This window comes from Mesorhizobium sp. CNPSo 4661, assembly GCF_057784215.1.
Genome location: NZ_JBWGIO010000006.1, coordinates 105,952 through 123,233 on the forward strand (window position 1 = coordinate 105,952; position 17,282 = coordinate 123,233).

Annotated in this window: 21 protein-coding genes and 1 tRNA gene; 9 read left to right on the forward strand and 13 right to left on the reverse strand. The window is 63.9% G+C overall.

Annotation, left to right across the window (positions count from 1 at the left end; all coding sequences use genetic code 11):
* The first annotated feature begins 6 nt into the window (after positions 1-6).
* The 3 genes from AC0YKC_RS10630 (at position 7) to AC0YKC_RS10640 (ending at position 2,545) form a co-directional block, all read left to right on the forward strand.
* Positions 7-840: a GNAT family N-acetyltransferase gene (locus AC0YKC_RS10630; RefSeq protein ID WP_488511028.1), complete on the forward strand. Its 834-nt coding sequence runs from the start codon at positions 7-9 to the stop codon at positions 838-840.
* Positions 841-937: 97 nt separating this feature from the next.
* Complete coding sequence (locus AC0YKC_RS10635; RefSeq protein WP_488511029.1) at positions 938-1,708, forward strand: SDR family NAD(P)-dependent oxidoreductase; 771 nt, start codon at positions 938-940, stop codon at positions 1,706-1,708.
* 75 nt (positions 1,709-1,783) lie between these two features.
* On the forward strand, positions 1,784-2,545 hold the full coding sequence (locus AC0YKC_RS10640) for an SDR family oxidoreductase (protein WP_434723806.1): 762 nt from the start codon (positions 1,784-1,786) through the stop codon (positions 2,543-2,545).
* 35 nt (positions 2,546-2,580) lie between these two features.
* On the opposite strand, the gene AC0YKC_RS10645 is transcribed toward AC0YKC_RS10640, so the two are convergent.
* A tRNA-Met gene (locus AC0YKC_RS10645) sits at positions 2,581-2,654 on the reverse strand.
* Positions 2,655-2,906: 252 nt separating this feature from the next.
* Here AC0YKC_RS10645 and AC0YKC_RS10650 point away from each other — a divergent pair.
* Positions 2,907-3,872 carry a Gfo/Idh/MocA family protein gene (locus tag AC0YKC_RS10650; protein ID WP_320293290.1) on the forward strand — a complete coding sequence of 322 codons (966 nt, stop codon included), beginning with the start codon at positions 2,907-2,909 and terminating at the stop codon, positions 3,870-3,872.
* Positions 3,873-3,906: 34 nt separating this feature from the next.
* Here AC0YKC_RS10650 and mnmA read toward each other — a convergent pair whose 3' ends face one another.
* Entirely contained in the window at positions 3,907-5,097 is a 1,191-nt protein-coding gene (gene mnmA / locus AC0YKC_RS10655; RefSeq protein WP_320293291.1) for a tRNA 2-thiouridine(34) synthase MnmA, read from the reverse strand.
* 254 nt (positions 5,098-5,351) lie between these two features.
* Between mnmA and sciP the strand changes: the two genes are divergently transcribed.
* The gene (sciP, locus tag AC0YKC_RS10660; protein ID WP_006203587.1) at positions 5,352-5,627 is read left to right on the forward strand and encodes a CtrA inhibitor SciP; all 276 of its coding nucleotides are present in this window, start codon (positions 5,352-5,354) and stop codon (positions 5,625-5,627) included.
* A gap of 162 nt (positions 5,628-5,789) precedes the next feature.
* Here sciP and AC0YKC_RS10665 read toward each other — a convergent pair whose 3' ends face one another.
* Positions 5,790-6,713 carry an NADP-dependent oxidoreductase gene (locus AC0YKC_RS10665; RefSeq protein WP_488511030.1) on the reverse strand — a complete coding sequence of 308 codons (924 nt, stop codon included), beginning with the start codon at positions 6,711-6,713 and terminating at the stop codon, positions 5,790-5,792.
* A gap of 92 nt (positions 6,714-6,805) precedes the next feature.
* Here AC0YKC_RS10665 and AC0YKC_RS10670 point away from each other — a divergent pair, with 92 nt between their 5' ends.
* Positions 6,806-7,207: a winged helix-turn-helix transcriptional regulator gene (locus AC0YKC_RS10670; RefSeq protein ID WP_320293293.1), complete on the forward strand. Its 402-nt coding sequence runs from the start codon at positions 6,806-6,808 to the stop codon at positions 7,205-7,207.
* Between the two features lie 81 nt (positions 7,208-7,288).
* Here the strand turns inward: AC0YKC_RS10670 and AC0YKC_RS10675 are convergent, their stop codons facing one another.
* Positions 7,289-7,666, reverse strand: coding sequence for a flagellar export protein FliJ (locus AC0YKC_RS10675; protein WP_140811206.1), 378 nt, complete (start codon positions 7,664-7,666; stop codon positions 7,289-7,291).
* A gap of 449 nt (positions 7,667-8,115) precedes the next feature.
* Here AC0YKC_RS10675 and ctrA point away from each other — a divergent pair, with 449 nt between their 5' ends.
* Entirely contained in the window at positions 8,116-8,811 is a 696-nt protein-coding gene (gene ctrA / locus AC0YKC_RS10680) for a response regulator transcription factor CtrA (protein WP_006203583.1), read from the forward strand.
* 70 nt (positions 8,812-8,881) lie between these two features.
* On the opposite strand, the gene AC0YKC_RS10685 is transcribed toward ctrA, so the two are convergent.
* From AC0YKC_RS10685 to AC0YKC_RS10695, 3 genes are all read right to left on the reverse strand, one after another.
* On the reverse strand, positions 8,882-9,250 hold the full coding sequence (locus tag AC0YKC_RS10685) for a response regulator (protein WP_488511031.1): 369 nt from the start codon (positions 9,248-9,250) through the stop codon (positions 8,882-8,884).
* A gap of 224 nt (positions 9,251-9,474) precedes the next feature.
* Complete coding sequence (gene chpT, locus AC0YKC_RS10690; RefSeq protein WP_320293295.1) at positions 9,475-10,104, reverse strand: histidine phosphotransferase ChpT; 630 nt, start codon at positions 10,102-10,104, stop codon at positions 9,475-9,477.
* A 15-nt stretch (positions 10,105-10,119) separates the two neighbouring features.
* The gene (locus tag AC0YKC_RS10695; RefSeq protein WP_320293296.1) at positions 10,120-10,371 is read right to left on the reverse strand and encodes a hypothetical protein; all 252 of its coding nucleotides are present in this window, start codon (positions 10,369-10,371) and stop codon (positions 10,120-10,122) included.
* 116 nt (positions 10,372-10,487) lie between these two features.
* On the opposite strand from AC0YKC_RS10695, the gene AC0YKC_RS10700 reads away from it, so the two are divergent.
* Both AC0YKC_RS10700 and AC0YKC_RS10705 read left to right on the forward strand, forming a co-directional pair.
* Entirely contained in the window at positions 10,488-11,024 is a 537-nt protein-coding gene (locus AC0YKC_RS10700; protein ID WP_320293762.1) for a DUF1134 domain-containing protein, read from the forward strand.
* 134 nt (positions 11,025-11,158) lie between these two features.
* Positions 11,159-12,298 carry a coiled-coil domain-containing protein gene (locus AC0YKC_RS10705; RefSeq protein WP_320293297.1) on the forward strand — a complete coding sequence of 380 codons (1,140 nt, stop codon included), beginning with the start codon at positions 11,159-11,161 and terminating at the stop codon, positions 12,296-12,298.
* 166 nt (positions 12,299-12,464) lie between these two features.
* On the opposite strand, the gene AC0YKC_RS10710 is transcribed toward AC0YKC_RS10705, so the two are convergent.
* The 6 genes from AC0YKC_RS10710 to AC0YKC_RS10735 form a co-directional block, all read right to left on the reverse strand.
* Entirely contained in the window at positions 12,465-13,307 is an 843-nt protein-coding gene (locus AC0YKC_RS10710; RefSeq protein ID WP_320293298.1) for a TrmH family RNA methyltransferase, read from the reverse strand.
* 54 nt (positions 13,308-13,361) lie between these two features.
* A complete protein-coding gene (locus AC0YKC_RS10715) occupies positions 13,362-13,700 on the reverse strand; it encodes an ArsR/SmtB family transcription factor (protein ID WP_140645679.1) in 339 nt (112 codons plus the stop codon).
* 155 nt (positions 13,701-13,855) lie between these two features.
* Positions 13,856-14,626, reverse strand: coding sequence for a HugZ family pyridoxamine 5'-phosphate oxidase (locus AC0YKC_RS10720; RefSeq protein ID WP_488511032.1), 771 nt, complete (start codon positions 14,624-14,626; stop codon positions 13,856-13,858).
* Between the two features lie 36 nt (positions 14,627-14,662).
* Entirely contained in the window at positions 14,663-15,850 is a 1,188-nt protein-coding gene (locus tag AC0YKC_RS10725) for a CaiB/BaiF CoA transferase family protein (protein WP_488511033.1), read from the reverse strand.
* 6 nt (positions 15,851-15,856) lie between these two features.
* Complete coding sequence (locus AC0YKC_RS10730) at positions 15,857-16,618, reverse strand: 3-hydroxyacyl-CoA dehydrogenase (protein ID WP_434723766.1); 762 nt, start codon at positions 16,616-16,618, stop codon at positions 15,857-15,859.
* A gap of 27 nt (positions 16,619-16,645) precedes the next feature.
* The gene (locus AC0YKC_RS10735) at positions 16,646-17,251 is read right to left on the reverse strand and encodes a GNAT family N-acetyltransferase (RefSeq protein ID WP_320293302.1); all 606 of its coding nucleotides are present in this window, start codon (positions 17,249-17,251) and stop codon (positions 16,646-16,648) included.
* Between the last annotated feature and the right edge of the window lie 31 nt (positions 17,252-17,282).

Sequence of the window (17,282 nt, forward strand, 5' to 3'; positions counted from 1 at the left end):
GAAACGATGCCGAGATCAATCAGGACCCTGACCGCCAGTGAAGTGGAGACGCTTGTCGACTGGGCGGCGAGGGAGGGCTGGAATCCGGGGATGGACGATGCCACGGCGTTTCGAGCGGCCGATCCGGATGGATTCATCGGCGCCTTCGTCGGCAGCGAGATGGTGGCGGGCATTTCGGCCGTCGCATACGGCTCGGGCTTCGGCTTCATCGGCCTCTATATTTGTCGGCCCGACCGGCGTGGCGAAGGTCACGGCAAGGCGGTCTGGAACGCGGGCATGGCGCGCCTCGGCAACCGCATCATCGGTCTCGACGGGGTGGCCGAGCAGCGGGCCAACTACCGGCGCATGGGCTTCGTGCCAGCCTATGAGACCGTCCGCTACAGCGGCCGTCCCGCCGGCTTGCCGGACGGTGGCGACATGCGGCCGGTGACGGCCGCCGACATGGCCGGGATACTCGCCTACGATCGCCAGCGCTTCCCGGCGCCGCGCGAGGTCTTCCTTGGCGAGTGGCTGCGGCAGCCCAGGATTGCGCTGCTCTCAGCCGGATCCGACCGTATCGCCGGTTATGCCGTGGCGCGCCGGTGCCGGGAGGGTTTCAAGGTCGGGCCGCTGTTCGCTGACGCGACGCAGCTCGCCCTGGCAATGGTGGCGGACCTCTCGGACGCCACCGCCGGCGAGGAATTGCATATCGACGTGCCGGCCGGCCAGGTTCAATTCACCGCCATGCTTCAGGCCGCCGGCATGGTGGCGGGCTTCACGACGACACGCATGTACAAGGGCGGCAAGCCCGGCAACGCCCCCTCGACGGTTTTCGGCGTCACGACGCTCGAGCTGGGCTGATCGCGCGCTGAGATCATTGTTTTGTCTCGCTGGTCCATGCGACATGGCTCCATGACGTGGTTGCCTTTGCCGGGCTGCGTTTCGCGGAGGTCATCGAATGGCTGGAAGGACGGTCCTCATCGCCGGCGGCGCCGGGGGAATGGGTTTGGCGACCGGGCTGCGTTTCGCAGCCGACGGTGAGCGGATCGCGCTTGCGGATCTTGCCGGCCCCAAGCTCGACGCCGCCGTTGCGCGGATTGCCGCGACCGGGGCGGACGCAATCGGCTTGCCGCTCGACATCCGCTCGGTCGCCGCCTGCCGCGGCGTGGTGGGCAAGGCCAGGGACTGGGGCGGCGCGATCGACATTCTCGTCAACGCCGCAGGAGTCTGGCTCGAGGGGCCAGCGAACGAGGTCGAGGAGGACCAGTGGGACCTGGTGCTGGACGTCAATCTCAAGGGCGCGTTCTTCCTGATCTCGGCGGCCATCCCGCATCTGTCGACGGCGCAAGGCGTGATCGTCAACATCGCCTCCGACGCCGGCATCGTCGGCAACAATGGGGCGGCCGTCTATTGCGCCTCGAAGGGCGGGCTGGTGCTTTTGACCAAGGCTCTCGCCCTGGAACTCGCGCCGCAAGGCATCAGGGTCAACGCAGTCTGTCCCGGCGACACGGCAACGCCGATGATCGAATATCAGGCCAAGACCTATGGGGCGGACGATCCCGACGGCTACAAGCGCCGGCTCCTGGGGCACTATCCGCAAGGGGACAAAGCAAGGTTCATCCAGGTGGAGGAGATTGCGTCCTTCATTCACTACCTTTGCCAACCGGGCGCGGCGCCGATCACCGGGGCCGCGCTTTCGATCGATTTCGGCGTCAGCGCCGGCTATTGAACCCGCGTGGGATCGGTTTCATCGCGGTTATGATTGCCCGCGCCGGCATGCCGGCATCCGCACTCTGGAGAGCAAATGATCGTGTTTCGCAAATCCCGCAAGGCTCTGGTGACCGGCGCGGGCGCCGCTGACGGCATCGGCATGGCGATCGCGCGGGCGCTGGGCGAGGCCGGTCTTTCGGTCACCCTCACCGCTTCTTCCGCACGGGTCGAGCAGCGAGCGGAGGAATTGCGGGCGGATGGGCTGGACGTCCGCGCTGTGGTGGCCGACCTGACGCTTTCGGGCGATGTCGAGCGCCTATGCTCCGACGCCGGCGAAATCGACATCCTCGTCAACAATGCCGGGATGGGCACCGTCGCCCAGCCGGCATTGCAGCGGCGGTTTCTCGACCTCAGCGAAATCGAATGGGACCGCGGCATCGACGTCAGCCTGAAAACCGCCTTTTTGAGCACGCGCGGATTTCTGGCCGGCATGGTGCGGCGAGGCCATGGGCGCGTCGTCAACATGGCCTCGGTGACGGGGCCTTACGTGTCCAATGAAGGCGAGGCCGCCTATTCGGCGGCCAAGGCCGGCATGATCGGGCTGACGCATGCGCTCGCCCTTGAGGTCGGTCGCAGCGGCGTCACCGTCAACGCCGTGGCGCCTGGCTGGATCGCGACGGGCGCTTCGACGCCGGAGGAGCTAGTCGCCGCGCGCAACACGCCGCTTGGCCGCGCCGGCAGCCCCGCGGAAGTGGCGGCCACTGTGCTGTTCCTGGCATCCGACGCGGCGAGCTACGTCAACGGCGCCGTTCTGGTCGTGGACGGCGGCAACATCCTGCAGGAACGCAAGGGATAATCCTGAGCGCGAAAGCCAAAAATGTAAGGAGACGGTAGCGGGAGAGGGACTTGAACCCCCGACCCCAGGATTATGATTCCCGTGCTCTAACCAACTGAGCTACCCCGCCAGGGTGGCAAATGGCCCGGAAAACCGTCCTGAATGGACGGGCGTCGCGAGGCGTTCGCCAAGGTCGCGCGGATATAAGGTTGCGAGGGTGAGCCTGTCAAGCTTCGAAGCGGCCGACATGCCGGCATAATCCAGCCGGCATAATCTCATCCCAGAAAAGCTTTGCCGGACAGACACTCAGGGCATGTCCCGGGGTTGAGTTCGGCGGGGCACGTCGCTATGTCTCGGCCATGAAATTCTAGAGTTTGAGCGAATGAAGCCGCGCATCGCCGTCCTCGGTTGCGGATACTGGGGCAGCAACCATATCCGCACCCTCAAGGCGCTTGGCGCGCTCCATGCCGTCTCCGACGTCAACCGCGCTCGCGCCGAAGGTTTCGCCAGCGAGCAGGATTGCCTGGCGATCGAGCCGGACAGGCTGTTCGAACGCAACGACATCGACGCCATCGTCATGGCGCTGCCGCCGCAATTCCATGCCGACACCGCGGTGCGCGCCGTCGAAAGCGGCAAGGACGTGCTGGTGGAAAAGCCGATCGCGCTGACGGTCGCCGACGCAGAGCGCGCGGTGAAGGCGGCAAAGGACAATGGCCGGGTCTTCATGGTCGGCCATGTGCTGCGCTTCCATCCCGCCTTCGAGACGCTGAAGGCGCTGATCGACAATGGCGAGCTGGGCGAGGTGCGCTACATCCACTCGCATCGGCTCGGCCTCGGCAAGTTCCATACCGAAAACGACGCGCTCTGGGACCTGGCGCCGCACGATTTGTCGATGATCCTCGCCATCACCGGCACCGAGCCGATTGAGGTGAGGGGCGAGGGAGCGGCACTCCTCGACAATCTCAGCGACTTCGCGCATCTGCATATGCGCTTCCCGAACGGCTTGCGCAGCCATCTCTTCGCCTCGCGCCTCAATCCCTACCGCGAGCGGCGACTGACGGTCGTCGGCACCAAGGCGATGGCGGTGTTCGACGACGTCGAGCCCTGGGAGCGCAAGCTCGCCGTCTACCGCCACGCGGTCTGGCAGGACAGCGGCCAATGGGCCTTCACGGCCAACGAGCCTTCCTACGTGCCGGTCGGCGAAGGCATGCCGCTGACGCGCGAGCTTGCCCATTTCATGCAATGCATCGAGACGCGCGCCGAGCCGCGCACCGACGGCGAGGAAGCGATCAGGGTGCTGCGCATCCTGACTGCCGGCACGGTGATCCATACCGGTTCGTCCGTGTGAATCTGTGCTGAAACGGCAGCAATAGACTGAGAAATTACTCGGCGGGAATCTGCGCCGGCCTGGCCGCGAGCCTGGACAGCATGGCCTCGGCCTCGGCGCCGCGCTCGGAGCGCTCGATGAAGCCGCCGCCGAACACGCGCGCCTCGTTGCCGTCGTCGGAATAAAGCACGCAGGCCTGTCCGGGCGCGATGCCCGACTCGCCGTCGGCCAGCTCGACCGACGTCACGCCGTTGCGGTGATGCAGCACGGCTGGACGCGGCGGCCTGGTCGAGCGGACTTTCGCGAACAGCTCGATCCCGCCGGCCGGGACGTCCGACAGCGGTCCGTCGCCGAGCCAGTTCATGTTGCGCAGATAGATCTTGTGCGTCTCCAGCGCCTCGCGCGGCCCAACGATGACGCGGGCCCGGTCGGCGTCGAGATGGACGACGTAGAGCGGCTCGCCGGACGCGATGCCGATGCCGCGGCGCTGGCCGATCGTGTAGCGCAGGATGCCTTCATGACGGCCGAGCACGCGGCCGTCGATATGGACGATGTCGCCGGGATTGGCGGCGGCCGGCTTCAGCTTGGCGATGATGTCGGAATATTTGCCCTGCGGCACGAAGCAGATGTCCTGGCTGTCCTGCTTGGCGGCGACGGTCAGCCCCATCTCCTCGGCAATGGCGCGGACCTGCGGCTTCGACAGGCCGCCGAGGGGAAAGCGCAGATAGTCGATCTGCGCCTGCGTGGTGGCGAACAGGAAATAGCTCTGGTCGCGGTCGGCGTCGACCGGCCGGTAGAGCGCGCGATGCGCGCCACTGGCGCGCGAACGGATGTAATGGCCGGTGGCCAACGCGTCGGCGCCGAGATCCTGGGCTGTCGCCAGAAGATCGGCGAACTTCACCGTCTGGTTGCAGGACACGCAAGGGATCGGCGTCTCGCCGGCGACATAGCTCTCGGCGAAGGGATCGATGACCGCCTTGCGGAAGCGTTCCTCATAGTCGAGCACGTAATGCGGGATGCCGAGCGTCTCCGAAACACGACGGGCATCATCGATATCCTGCCCGGCGCAGCACGAACCGGCGCGATGGGTGGCCGCGCCGTGGTCGTAAAGCTGCAGCGTCACGCCGACGACGTCATAGCCCTCGTGCTTCAGGATGCCCGCGACGACGGACGAATCGACACCGCCCGACATCGCGACGACGACGCGGGTTTCTTCGGGGCGGCGGGGAAGATCGAGGCTGTTCATGGTGCTTTCACTGTGTGGCGCTCAATGCCAATGGCCGGAATATAGGTCAAGCGCCACGCATGCGCCAGCTTGCGGCCCAGGACGAGTTCACCGGCAAAATCAAGGCCCGCAGGCCGGTGTTTCGAATTCTAAACGAAATCCTAACCGGGCGTTCACGATCCTTACCTAGTGATTAGGGTTCGCTTAGGCAATTTTTAAAGCTGTGGCGGTAGTGTGGCGGGGATTGGGTCTTTGAGTTTTTAGTAGAGAGTACGATGACCGATCTGGTTAGACCTAGAGTCAAGTATGTTATCGGGCCTGACGGCAGCCCTCTTACGATCGCCGATCTGCCGCCGACGAACACCCGGCGCTGGGTTATCCGGCGCAAGGCGGAAGTGGTTGCTGCAGTACGCGGCGGCCTGCTCAGCCTTGAGGAAGCCTGCCAGCGCTACAAGCTCACCACCGAAGAATTTCTCTCCTGGCAGGCATCGATCGACGAATACGGCCTTGCCGGGCTGCGCACCACGCGGATCCAGCAGTACCGGCACTAGAGCGTTTCACCGTTTCACGGAAACGGCGAACCGCTCTATCTCCTTGTTTTGACGCAATTTCGGACGGAAACCGCTCACACTTTTCCTGAAATTGCTCTAGGCTGGACAGACACAGTACGAAAGGGCGCGGAACACCGCGCCCTTTCGCTTTTTGCAAAAGCCTCAGACCGTCAGCACGATCTTGCCGATCGGCCGCGTGGCGAGAAAAGCATGGGCAGCTCCCGCTTGGTCGAGCGGAAAGGCTTTCGCCACATGGGGCGCAAGCTTTCCGGCATCGACGAGCCTGGCGAGCCCGGTAAGCCCTTCGCGGTCGGGGATTACAGACATTCGTTCAACGCGGATGTTCCGCTCCTTGGCCTTCGCCCTGGTGGCGTCGTGAACGTTGAGCAGCGACACCAGGACGCCACCGTCACGCACCACCTTCAGCGACTCGTCGGCATGGTCGCCGCCGATAGGGTCCAGCACAAGATCGACATTGCCGACCTGTTCGACGAAGTTGCCCTTGGTGTAGTCGACGACGTAGGCGCCGAGCGAGCGGACAAAATCGAGCTTGTCCGGGCTGGCTGTGGCGATGACGTAAGCGCCGCGCGCCTTGGCAATCTGAACCGCCAGATGACCGACGCCGCCGGCCCCGGCATGAACCAGCACGCGTTGCCCCGCTTGCAGGCCGCCATGGCGCACAAGGCCTTGCCAGGCCGTCAAGCCGGCCAGCGGCAAAGCGGCGGCATGCGCATGGTCGATGGCGGCAGGTTTGGCGGCGATCTCGTCTGCCGGCGCCGCGGCGAGCTCGGCATAGGCGGCTGCCTGCTTGGGGAAACGCGGCATGCCGAACACCTCGTCGCCGACCTTGAAGGCGGTCACGTCGGGACCGAGCGCCGCAACGGTCCCCGAAATGTCCCAGCCAAGGATGAATGGCGGTTCGCCGAGCAGGGGATAAAAACCGCCGCGCACGGCGCCGTCGACCGGGTTGATGCCCGCCGCCTTGACGCGGACGAGCACTTCGCCGGGCCGGGGCGAGGGGTCGGGCTGCTCGGCCACGAAAAGGACCTCGGGTCCGCCGACGGAAGTCTGGGTAACGGCACGCATGAACGCCTCCTGGTTCGATTGGATGTGCCGCTATCATTTGGAAAGTAATATTCATTTGTCGAGTATGCACATTTTCTATATATAGGCACCTTATGGATAGTGAAGACAGATCGCCACTCGGCTACGACGCATTCCGGCGCACCTGCCCGTCGCATACGGTGCTGGAGATGCTGGCCAGCAAATGGGTTTACCTCACGGTCTGCGCGTTGCGGCGCGGCCGGCTGCGCAATGGCGAGCTGGCGCGCAAGCTGGAGGGCATCACGCCCAAGATGCTGACGCAGACGCTGCGGGTGCTGGAGCGTGACGGCCTTGTCCGGCGCGAGGTGTTCGCGGTCATCCCGCCACGCGTCGAATACGAACTGACGGAACTTGGCCAGAACCTTGCGGGGCTGCTCAGCCAGATACGCTCCTGGGCGGAAGAGCATGCGCCGGATATCAAGGATGCCCGGGCCCGGGCTTCAGCCGATCACGGCGAGATGGGCGCTGCGTCCTGAACACCGCGGGGCCGATTTCTGCCGATTGCCGATCTGAAGGTGCCGGCAGGTCTCCGGCATGATTGCGAATATGCCCGGCAATCAGCCGATCATGGCGCTGCGGCCGCCGGTTTCGGCCTCGCGGATCTTGGTGTCGCGCGATTCCAGCATCTCCGCCTTGGACAGCTCCGCTTCAGCTTCGCCGAGTAATGATTCGGCGGCGCTTCGCTGCTGGGCGAGGTCGCTTTGTGAGTTCCTGAGGTTGTCGCGGCGCAGGCGAGCCGCCTTGGCGAAGGTCGGATAGGCGAAATGGTTGATGTCGGTGATGCCGGCTTTTTTCTCTTCGGCGATGATCTGCGCTTCCAGCTCCACGGCCATGCGCTCGAACTCGGCGATCATCATGTCCAGCTGCAAGAGCTGGCGCCGCTTCTCATTCACCTGAAACTGCTTCAGCCGAACGAGGTTTTCACGTGACTTCATGACTCGATACTCCGCAAACGCACACTTGCAATACCGTCCAGTCCGCCCGGAACGACCCAAGCGCCACCCGTTTCCACCGGCTTTCCCTGGGCTATGGGAAACAAAGCCCTAAAGATTTTTGCCGGCGGTAACCATTCGTTTACGGGCATTGTTAATCATACGGGCGAGGACTTAAGGCCGGGTAAAAATTCCGGCTCTCGGCGGAAGCCCTGGCCAGCGAGTCTCTGGAGTCACTTAGGCTGACTTATTAATGTGGTGCATTAGCGGTTTTGGTCTGTGATTCATTATTAGATTCAAGTGGGTGTAGAAAGGGGTTAAAAAATCTGGTATCGTGGATGGCACGAAATTAGGATTTGTTAACCAGTCAGTGGCACCTTCTGTTCAGGCAATCACTGCTCCGGGTCCCGGACGGGTCGTGACACGGTCCGGCAGCAGAAAAGGGGAATGAAATGCGTGTTCTGCTGATTGAAGATGACAGTGCAACCGCACAGAGCATCGAACTGATGCTGAAATCGGAGAGTTTCAACGTCTATACGACCGATCTCGGCGAAGAAGGTGTCGATCTCGGCAAGCTCTACGATTACGACATCATCCTTCTGGATCTCAATCTTCCCGACATGTCGGGCTATGAAGTCCTGCGCACCCTGCGACTTTCCAAGGTCAAGACGCCGATCCTGATCCTCTCCGGCATGGCCGGCATCGAGGACAAGGTGCGCGGCCTGGGCTTCGGCGCCGACGACTATATGACCAAGCCCTTCCACAAGGACGAGCTGGTGGCACGCATCCATGCGATCGTGCGCCGCTCCAAGGGCCATGCCCAGTCGGTCATCACCACCGGCGACCTGGTGGTCAATCTCGACGCCAAGACGGTCGAGGTCGGCGGCCAGCGCGTGCACCTGACCGGCAAGGAATACCAGATGCTGGAGCTGCTCTCGTTGCGCAAGGGCACGACGCTCACCAAGGAAATGTTCCTCAACCATCTCTATGGCGGCATGGACGAGCCGGAGCTGAAGATCATCGACGTCTTCATCTGCAAGCTGCGCAAGAAACTCGACGCGGCGTCCGGCGGCCAGAACTACATCGAGACGGTGTGGGGCCGCGGCTATGTGCTGCGCGAGCCGGAAGATATCCGCGTCAGCGCGTAAACGATCCAAGTGATTCGAACGAAAAACCCGGCTCAGGCCGGGTTTTTTGTTTGGAACAAGCCCTGGCGAATCAGGCGGCTATCTTCAGGACGCGGAAGCTTTCGAGCAGTTGCGCACGGTTGAAGGGCTTCAGCAGATAGCCCTGGGCGCCGGCGCGCTTGGCGCGCATGATCGCCGCGACGTCGACCTCGACCAGCGAGACCAGGATCTGCGGCTTGATGGGAGCTTCGATAGCACGGATGCGGCGAATAAGGTCCACGGCCGGGACGTCGGCAAGACCACCGTCGATGACGATGACATCGGGCATGGCGTCGGCGCAAATCTCGGAGGCCTCGACTCCTGTCGAGGCCTCGACGACAATCAAGTCCGAGCCGCCAAGAATGCGTTTTGCGACCTTCCTGATGACGCTCGAATCATCGACGAACAGGCAGCGCTTCATGTCCGGGTCCTCTTTGCCATCTGCCGCACCGGCAATCTCCGGGTAACTGCAAGGCACCATAGGCCAATCTGGTAAAGAAGCTGAAAAGCCGTTAGGTAAAGTTTTTCCAAACGGGCATCTTGCGCCGCTCTAGCTCCCGACGCCAATTATATGGATTGCAGCTGGCATTGCTCGACCGGCACTGCCAGCACAAATATTGGCAAGAAAAGATACTTCGACTTTTCTTAGGCAGCCTTCAGTACGATCTCCTCGGCGGTTGCGTGGATCGAGATCGTCATATTGGCCTCGCGCGCCAGAAGCAGCGTGTAGTAGGGCTGGACCGAATGGGCGTCGATCGGCTCCTCCGGCTTGTGGCCGGAATGCAGCTCGAGGAATTTCGGCGGCACGCGCAGCATCGGGCCACTGGCCGACAGCGAAAAACGCGGCTCGGTTTCGGGACTTTCCAGCGTGACCACCAGCTTGCCGCCGCGTGGTATGGCCGCGTTGGCGACGAGAATGAGGTTAAGCAGCAGCTTGACCTTGTTCTTAGGCAGCAGCGCACGGGGGCCGTTCCACAACAGTTCCGGCTTTTCGTTCTTCAAGAAGGCGAAGGCCACGGCCTCGGCATCGCCGGTGTCGATCATCATGCCGGCGGAACCCGCGGCGCCGAAGGCGATGCGAGCAAACTGCAATCGCGCCGAGGCGTTCTTGGCGCTCTGGCGAATGAGCTTCATGGCGTCTTCGTCGGCGCCGCCTTCGTCGAGCAACTCGAGGCCGTTATTGATGGCTCCGACCGGCGAAATGATGTCGTGGCAGACACGGCTGCAAAGCAGTGCCGCGAGATCTGGCGCGGAAAGGGTGAAAAGCTCGGCCATCGGCGAAATCCCTGCTCAAGTCATCTGTTCATGGCCGAGCGACCGTTTTCGCGCCTGCCCGCACGAATCACGCTCTTTTCCAAGGCTTTCTGAATACACAGGGCCCGAGCGCGCATCAACAAATCCAAAATTGTCGACGGCAAAAATGGTGTGTTCGCGGGGGGAAACCCGCCGCAGCGGCAAAAGTGCAGCCTTCGAACCGCCATCTTCGTGTGGGAGTTTAATGGTTGAAAAAGGATTACGGCATAGTTTGCCCGTAACAGCCATCCTGAACGGCCGGCAAGAGCCGTAGGGGTGCGAGGCGTCGGCGAAAGTGCTCCCTGACGGAGATTGGAAGCATGTTTTCCCGATACTACGACCGGACATTCGTCCGCGTCCTCACCATGACCATCACACTCCTGGGGGCTTTGGTCCTTTCGACCGCCGCGTCGCGGGCTCAGCAGTACACCGCTCAGGAGATCGTCGATTCCGGTCATAAATTCTTCGGCGAGACGTCCGGCGGCCTGGCCACCGTCGTCGAGAAGATCTTTGCCTCCTACGGCCTGCCCAACGGCTACCTGCTTGGCGAGGAAGGTTCCGGCGCCCTGATCGGCGGCCTGACCTATGGCGAAGGGACGCTCTACACCAAGAACGCCGGCGATCATAAGGTGTTCTGGCAAGGTCCGTCGCTCGGCTGGGATTTCGGCGGCGAGGGATCGCGGGTGATGATGCTGGTCTACAACCTCGACGATATCAGCAGCCTTTATAACCGCTTCGGCGGCGTCGCGGGCTCCGCCTATGTCATTGCGGGCGTAGGCTTCAATGTGTTGCAGTCCAATCGGGTGTTGCTCGTGCCGATCCGCACTGGTGTCGGCGCGCGTCTGGGAGTCAATCTCGGCTATCTGAAGCTCACCGAAAGGCCGACCTGGAACCCGTTCTGATCGGATTGCGCCCGCTATAATCGCTCGGACAGTGCTGATCGCGCCGTGGCAAGCCCTTGCCGCGGCGTTGAATTTCGGCCATGCCAAGGTGGCACAATCCAGCGATTGCCGCTCCGTAAAATGGATAGCACGCCTTGGTCCAGTCGGTTCTGTTCTTCGTTCTTGGTTTCCTCTGCGCCGTTTTTCTGGTGTCGCTGGTGGCGCCGGCGGTCTGGCGGCGGGCCGTTGTCCTGACGCGCAGGCGCCTCGAGGCTTCGCTGCCGCTGACACAAGCCGAAATCCAGGCGGACAAGGACCGGGTCCGTGCGGAATATGCCATGACGACGCGCCGACTGGAGATCACCGTCAAGAACCTGCAGGAAAAGACGGCCGAACAGCTGGTGGAGATCGGTCGCGGGCGCGAGGCGCTGAAGGGACTCGCGGTCGAAAAGAAGGACAAGAACCAGGCGCTCTCCGATCTGCAGGCAAAGAATGCGGAGCTCAGGCAGCGCGAGGAGGACTTGCATCGGCTGTCGGAAAAGCTCGCACAGACGGAGCGGGCGCTGGAGAAGCGCGCGCTGGAGTTGCAGAAGCTCGAGCAGATGTATGACGACGCCAGCTTCTCGTCCTCGAACCGCCAGATCGAACTGGTTGCCCGCGAATCGGAGCTGGAAAAGCTCGCCAGCGACATTGCGCTGCTCAAGGGCCAGCGCAAGGAGGCGGACCGACGCAACCAGGAGGTCGCGTCGGAAAGCAAGGCCGCGCGCGAGGCGTTGAAGGCGGAGAAGAAGAAAACGGCCGAGCTCGACAAGAAGGTCGAGCGGCTGCTTGCCACGCTTGCCGACCGCGAGGAAAAGCTCGACCGGCGCGAGAAGGATCTCGCTCGAATGCGCGAACGTTCGAAGGAGAGCGCCGCAAACGGCGTCGCGCGGCTCGCGGCCGGCGCGGATGCGAAAGGCGACGATGTCGACAAGGCAATCGCCAGGCTCGAGGCCGACCGGGAACGGCTTGAGGCAAGGCTGACGGCGCTGGCGCGCGAGAACAAGCGGCTGAAAACCGATCTTGCCGCCTCGGGAACGGCAATGCCCGAATCGGCGGGCGACGCACGCTCCGGCGCCGGCCTTCGCGAACAAATGAACGAGCTGGCCGCCGAGGTGGTCAATCTGACGATGAAGCTCGACGGGCCGGACTCGCCTATCGCCAAGGCTCTGGCGGGCGAGGGGCAGCAAAATGGGCGCGGCGTCAGCCTTGCGGACCGGGTGAGGGCCTTGCAGAAAGCCGGCTCGACCAACTGAGGTGTGTTGAGATTCAGGTGAGGCCGGCCTGCAAATGGCGGCTTCCTGCGCTTCCGGTGCTCACGTACTTTAAGTACGCTCCGCTCCGGTTCTCGGAACCCACCATTTTGGTCGCTTCGCGCCCGTCTTCGACTCCGACTCGGCCTGACCTGAATCACGACGCACCTCAAAGCGTCGCAGCTACTCGGGATGTGGGGTCGTTCTGAGGGTCGCTAGCCATCGAAAAGTGATGCAGGGCTATTGCCGACGCGGCGGCGACATTCAGGCTGTCGAAACCTTCCGCCATGGCGATCCTCACCGTTTGCAGCCGGGCAAGCAGGTCTCGCGGCAGGCCTTCGCCTTCGGTGCCGAGATAGAGCGCCAGGCGCGCTGATCGTTCCGCGGCGCGGATGTCGACGTTTCCGCCTGGCGAGAGCGCGAACTGGCCGAAGCCCAGCCGATCGAGCGTCGCGGTGAAGGTTCCGGTATCGCCGAAGGCGGCGAAGGGAACCTTCAGCGCCGCGCCAACCGAAACGCGGATTGCCTTGCGGTAGAGCGGATCGCAGCACGTCTGGTCGAGCAGCACCGCGTCGGCGCCGAAGGCGGCCGCATTGCGGAAGATCGCTCCCATGTTGTCGTGATTGGATATGCCGACCAGGACGACGGCCAACGCGCGCCGGGGCAAGGTCTCCACCAGAATCTCGGCGGGCACTGGGTCGCCACGCATGCCGATCGCCAGGATGCCGCGATGCATGTGGAAGCCGGCGATCCGGTCCATGACCTCGCTCGCGGCGACATAGACCGGAAACTCCGGGGGCGCCTTGCGCAGGATTTCCTGCACGCCGGCCAGTCTGTTTTCGAGGATGAGGGCAGACTCGGCGGCGAAGCGCCCGCTCGACAGCAGGAGGTCCAGCACCACCTTGCCTTCGGCGACGAAGCGGCCGTGCCGGCCGACGAGGTCGCGCTCGCGGATGTCGAGATAGGCGGCGACGCGCGGGTCCTTAGGGTCGTCGATCGGAATGAGGTTCATGCAAATCTCGCTGGAAAAATTGCCAGCGAGGTAAGGGGTTTTGGATGGCGCGGGTCAAGCCCCGGCGCGGCGCAGCCGATAGGCCATCTGGGAAAGGTCGCCGTCGCCGAAAATGCCTTCCAGCATGCGCAGCAATTCGCGCACCGCCTCGGATTTGCAGGAATAGTAGATCATCTGGCGGTCGCGCCGGGTCTCGACGAGATCGAGCGCCCTCAGCTTGGCGAGATGCTGCGACAGCGCGGACTGACTGAGCTGCACCTTCTCGGCGATGGCGCCGACCGACATTTCATCGTCGATCAGATGGGCCACGATCAGCAAGCGCTTTTCGTTGCCCATGAGGGTGAGAAACGCGGCCGCAGATTCCGCATTGGCGATTAGCTTATTTGAGATCATAGATCCCCCAAGGGTCTTGGCTCATCCAGGCGCCAGGGGGCAATGGCGCCTGATTCCGCAATGTTCAGATGTCGATGGGCGCTGAATCAGCGTCACTACAAAGGTAATTCATTTCGTCTAAATCTCAAGCGTTGCTTTCGCCGGCGAGCGATCAACTATCGCTCTTGCTCCGCTGCGCGTCCTGCCTTCGCCATCTCGATAAGCGCCGAACGCAATTCGCGCGCGCCTTGCAGAGGCCGGGGAAAGAAGATCCTGCAGGTCGCATCGGCTGCGGCGAGATCCATGCCATCGGGGTCGAAACCGGTCGCGATCCAGCCGTCGCCCTCGGCGCGGCCGAAATGACGGGCATAAAGGGCAAGCGCGTCGCGATGGTCGGCATTCATGTGATCGAGCGCTGCCTGCTCGCTGCCGGCGAACTCCTCGACAAGGGTGGCGCCGGCGATGAGATCATCGCGGTCGAGAAGAAAGGCCTTGCCGAAGCCGCCGTTCAGGCTGGCGCGCTCGGGCTCGAGCCGGAAGAACGAGAAGTCGCCGAGCCCGGCATAGAGCTTCGCCTTCGGATTGCGGTTGAGGTAGCGCCGCTCGGCGCGGATGTAATCGGCCGATCCCCGCTCCAGTCGCAGGGCCCGGCATGCCAGGCTGATGCGTGGATGCGCCAGCGGATCGCCCTTGCCGGGTTCGCCAAGCAGCAGAGAACAGCGCGGATCGGCGAGCAACGCGCCGGTATGCGCGGACAGCATCGAGATCAGGATCAGCGGCGCGCCGTCTATGTCGGTGGCGACACCAACCCTGCTTGCCAGCGGCGCGCCGGTGCCAGGCTCGATCGCCGCGAGCGCGCCGAAACGTGCCGCGCGGACCAAGGTTTTCGCCAGCCTGATCGCCTCAGCGTCGGTCTCGCGGATGACGTCCTTTTTCGGTTCGGTCACAAGCTCACCCGAGATAAGTTGATTTTCGTTATCCGGTTATCGACCGAGTATACCCGTCTTTGCAAGCGCTCCGATCTCCTCTTCGCTCAAGCCGAAACGGGTCAATATGCCAGAGGGCTCGCGATCGGCGACGGCCGGCGCTGCGGCAGGCGCTTGTACGCGTTGCGAGAAACGCAGCGCCGGCGCCGGGCGGTCGAGTTTGCCGGACTTCACGAAGCTTTGCCTGGCGCGATTGTGCGGATGGTTCCTGGCTTCGACCAGGGACAGTACGGGCGCCACGCAGGCGTCCGTCGCGGCGAAATGCGCGGCCCATTCGTCGCGCGTCTTCTCCTTGATCCGGCCGGCAATGGCGGCGCGCATCGCGGGCCATGCCGACTTGTCGTATTGGCTGTCGACAAAATGCCCGTCGAGCGGCAGCAGCCTGGCGAATTCGGCGAAGAAGCGCGGTTCGAGACAGCCGACGGCAATGTGCCTTGCGTCCGCCGTCTCATAGGTGTCGTAGAAAGGCGCGCCGGAATCGAGCAGGTTCTCGCCGCGCCTGTCGCTCCACAGACCCGATGCCATGTAGGCATGGATGGGTGCTGCGAGCATCGAGGCTCCCTCGATCATCGAGGCATCGACCACCTGGCCCTTTCCGCTGCGCGAGCGCTGGAAAAGAGCGGCGAGCACGCCCGCGATCAGCATCATGGCACCGCCGCCTTGATCCGCGACGAGGTTGAGCGGCGGCACCGGCGGCGCGTCTTGCCTGCCGATCGCATGCAAGAGGCCCGCATAGGCGAGATAGGTGATGTCGTGCCCGGCTCGCCCGGACAGCGGCCCGTCCTGGCCGAAGCCGGTCAGGCGACCATAGATCAGCGCCGGATTGCGCTGGAGAACGACATCCGGCCCCAGCCCGAGCCGCTCCATCACGCCGGGACGGAAGCCTTCGACGAGCAAGTCGGCCTGTGCCGCAAGGCGCAGCAGCAGTTCCGCGCCCGCCGGGCGCTTGAGGTCGAACTTGAGGATGGAACGACCGTGGCGGTCGAGATCGTATTCTTCCGGCAGGCTTAGAAGCGGCTGGCCGGCGTCGGCGCGTTCGATGCGCAGCACCTCGGCGCCCATCTCGGACAGCATCAGGGCGGCAAGCGGCACTGGGCCGAGCCCGGCCAATTCGATCACTTTCAGGCCGGCGAGCGGGCCGATCTTTCCGGTGGAAGCACCGGCGCCTGTAGGCGAGCCAGGCATCCCCGCTTATTTCGGCGCCATGCGGATGGCGCCGTCGAGGCGGATGGTCTCGCCGTTCAGCATCTGGTTCTCGACGATGTGGAGGGCAAGTGCCGCGTACTCCGATGGCTCGCCGAGTCGCGGCGGGAAGGGCACGGAAGCGCCGAGCGAATCCTGCACCTCCTGCGGCATGCCGGCCATCATCGGCGTCTTGAAGATGCCGGGCGCGATGGTGCAGACGCGAATGCCGGAGCGGGCGAGATCGCGCGCCACAGGCAGCGTCATGCCGACGACGCCGCCCTTGGAAGCCGCGTAGGCGGCCTGGCCGATCTGGCCGTCATAGGCGGCGACGGAGGCGGTGTTGACGATGACGCCGCGCTCGCCGCCGGCGAGCGGATCCAGTTTCGCCGCCCGGTCGGCGACGAGGCGGATCATGTTGAAGGTGCCGACCAGGTTGATCTCGATCACCTTGCGATACTGGTCGAGCGGATGCGGCCCGTCCTTGCCGATCGTCTTCACGCCGATGGCGATGCCGGCGCAATTGACCAGGATGCGCGGCGGCCCGAGCTTTTCAGCCGCTTCGGCGATCGCGGCGGCAGCGCTGTCGCCGCTGCTGACATCGCATTGGACGGCAATGCCGCCGATGTCGGCCGCGACTTTGGCAGCGCGCTCGACGCCCACATCGAGGATGGCGACACGGGCGCCCTTGGCCGCCAAGGCGCGCGCCGTCGCCTCGCCAAGACCGGATCCCCCGCCGGTGACGATCGCGATCTGGCCGTTCGGGTTCATGCAAGCCTCCCTGGATTTCGAATTATGCTATGAGGCGCGCAAAGGAGGCGCAACCGCAATAGCCGGGTCGATCGACGACTGCGCATTGGCGGCAGGCCGCGCCAGGGCCGGGGCAAATTCTGCAACCCTCGCCATGTTGGCGTGGCAGACATCGCCGGCAAAGCGGGCGACGGCGCCCGGCTTGATTTCGTGATGCAGCAGCCGGTCGAGATCGACTGGGCGCGGCATGGCGATCTGCCCGCGCGGAAAGCGCTTGAAGCCGAGCGGCCCATAATATGGCTCGTCGCCGACCAGGATGACGGCGGGCGCGCCGGCCTTCCTGGCCGCCTCCAGCGCGATAGCCACCAGCTTGCGGCCGATGCCGAGATTCTTGAAGGCGGGGCGCACCGCAAGCGGGCCGAGCATCATGGCGCGACCGGCGCCTGCTGCCACGCGCGTCATGCGCACCGAAGCGATGACCGTGTCGTCCTTGACGGCGACGAAGGACATCGAGCGGTCATGTCCGCCCGACTCGCGGATCTTGTAGGCGGCGAGCACGAAACGACCCGGGCCGAAGGCCTCGTCGTTGATGGCTTCGATTTCAGCATCATGCGCCGGGGTTTCCGGCAGGTATTTCACGTCGGCAAGGCTCATGGTCTTTGCGTTCCGGCATGCGAGGAAGGTT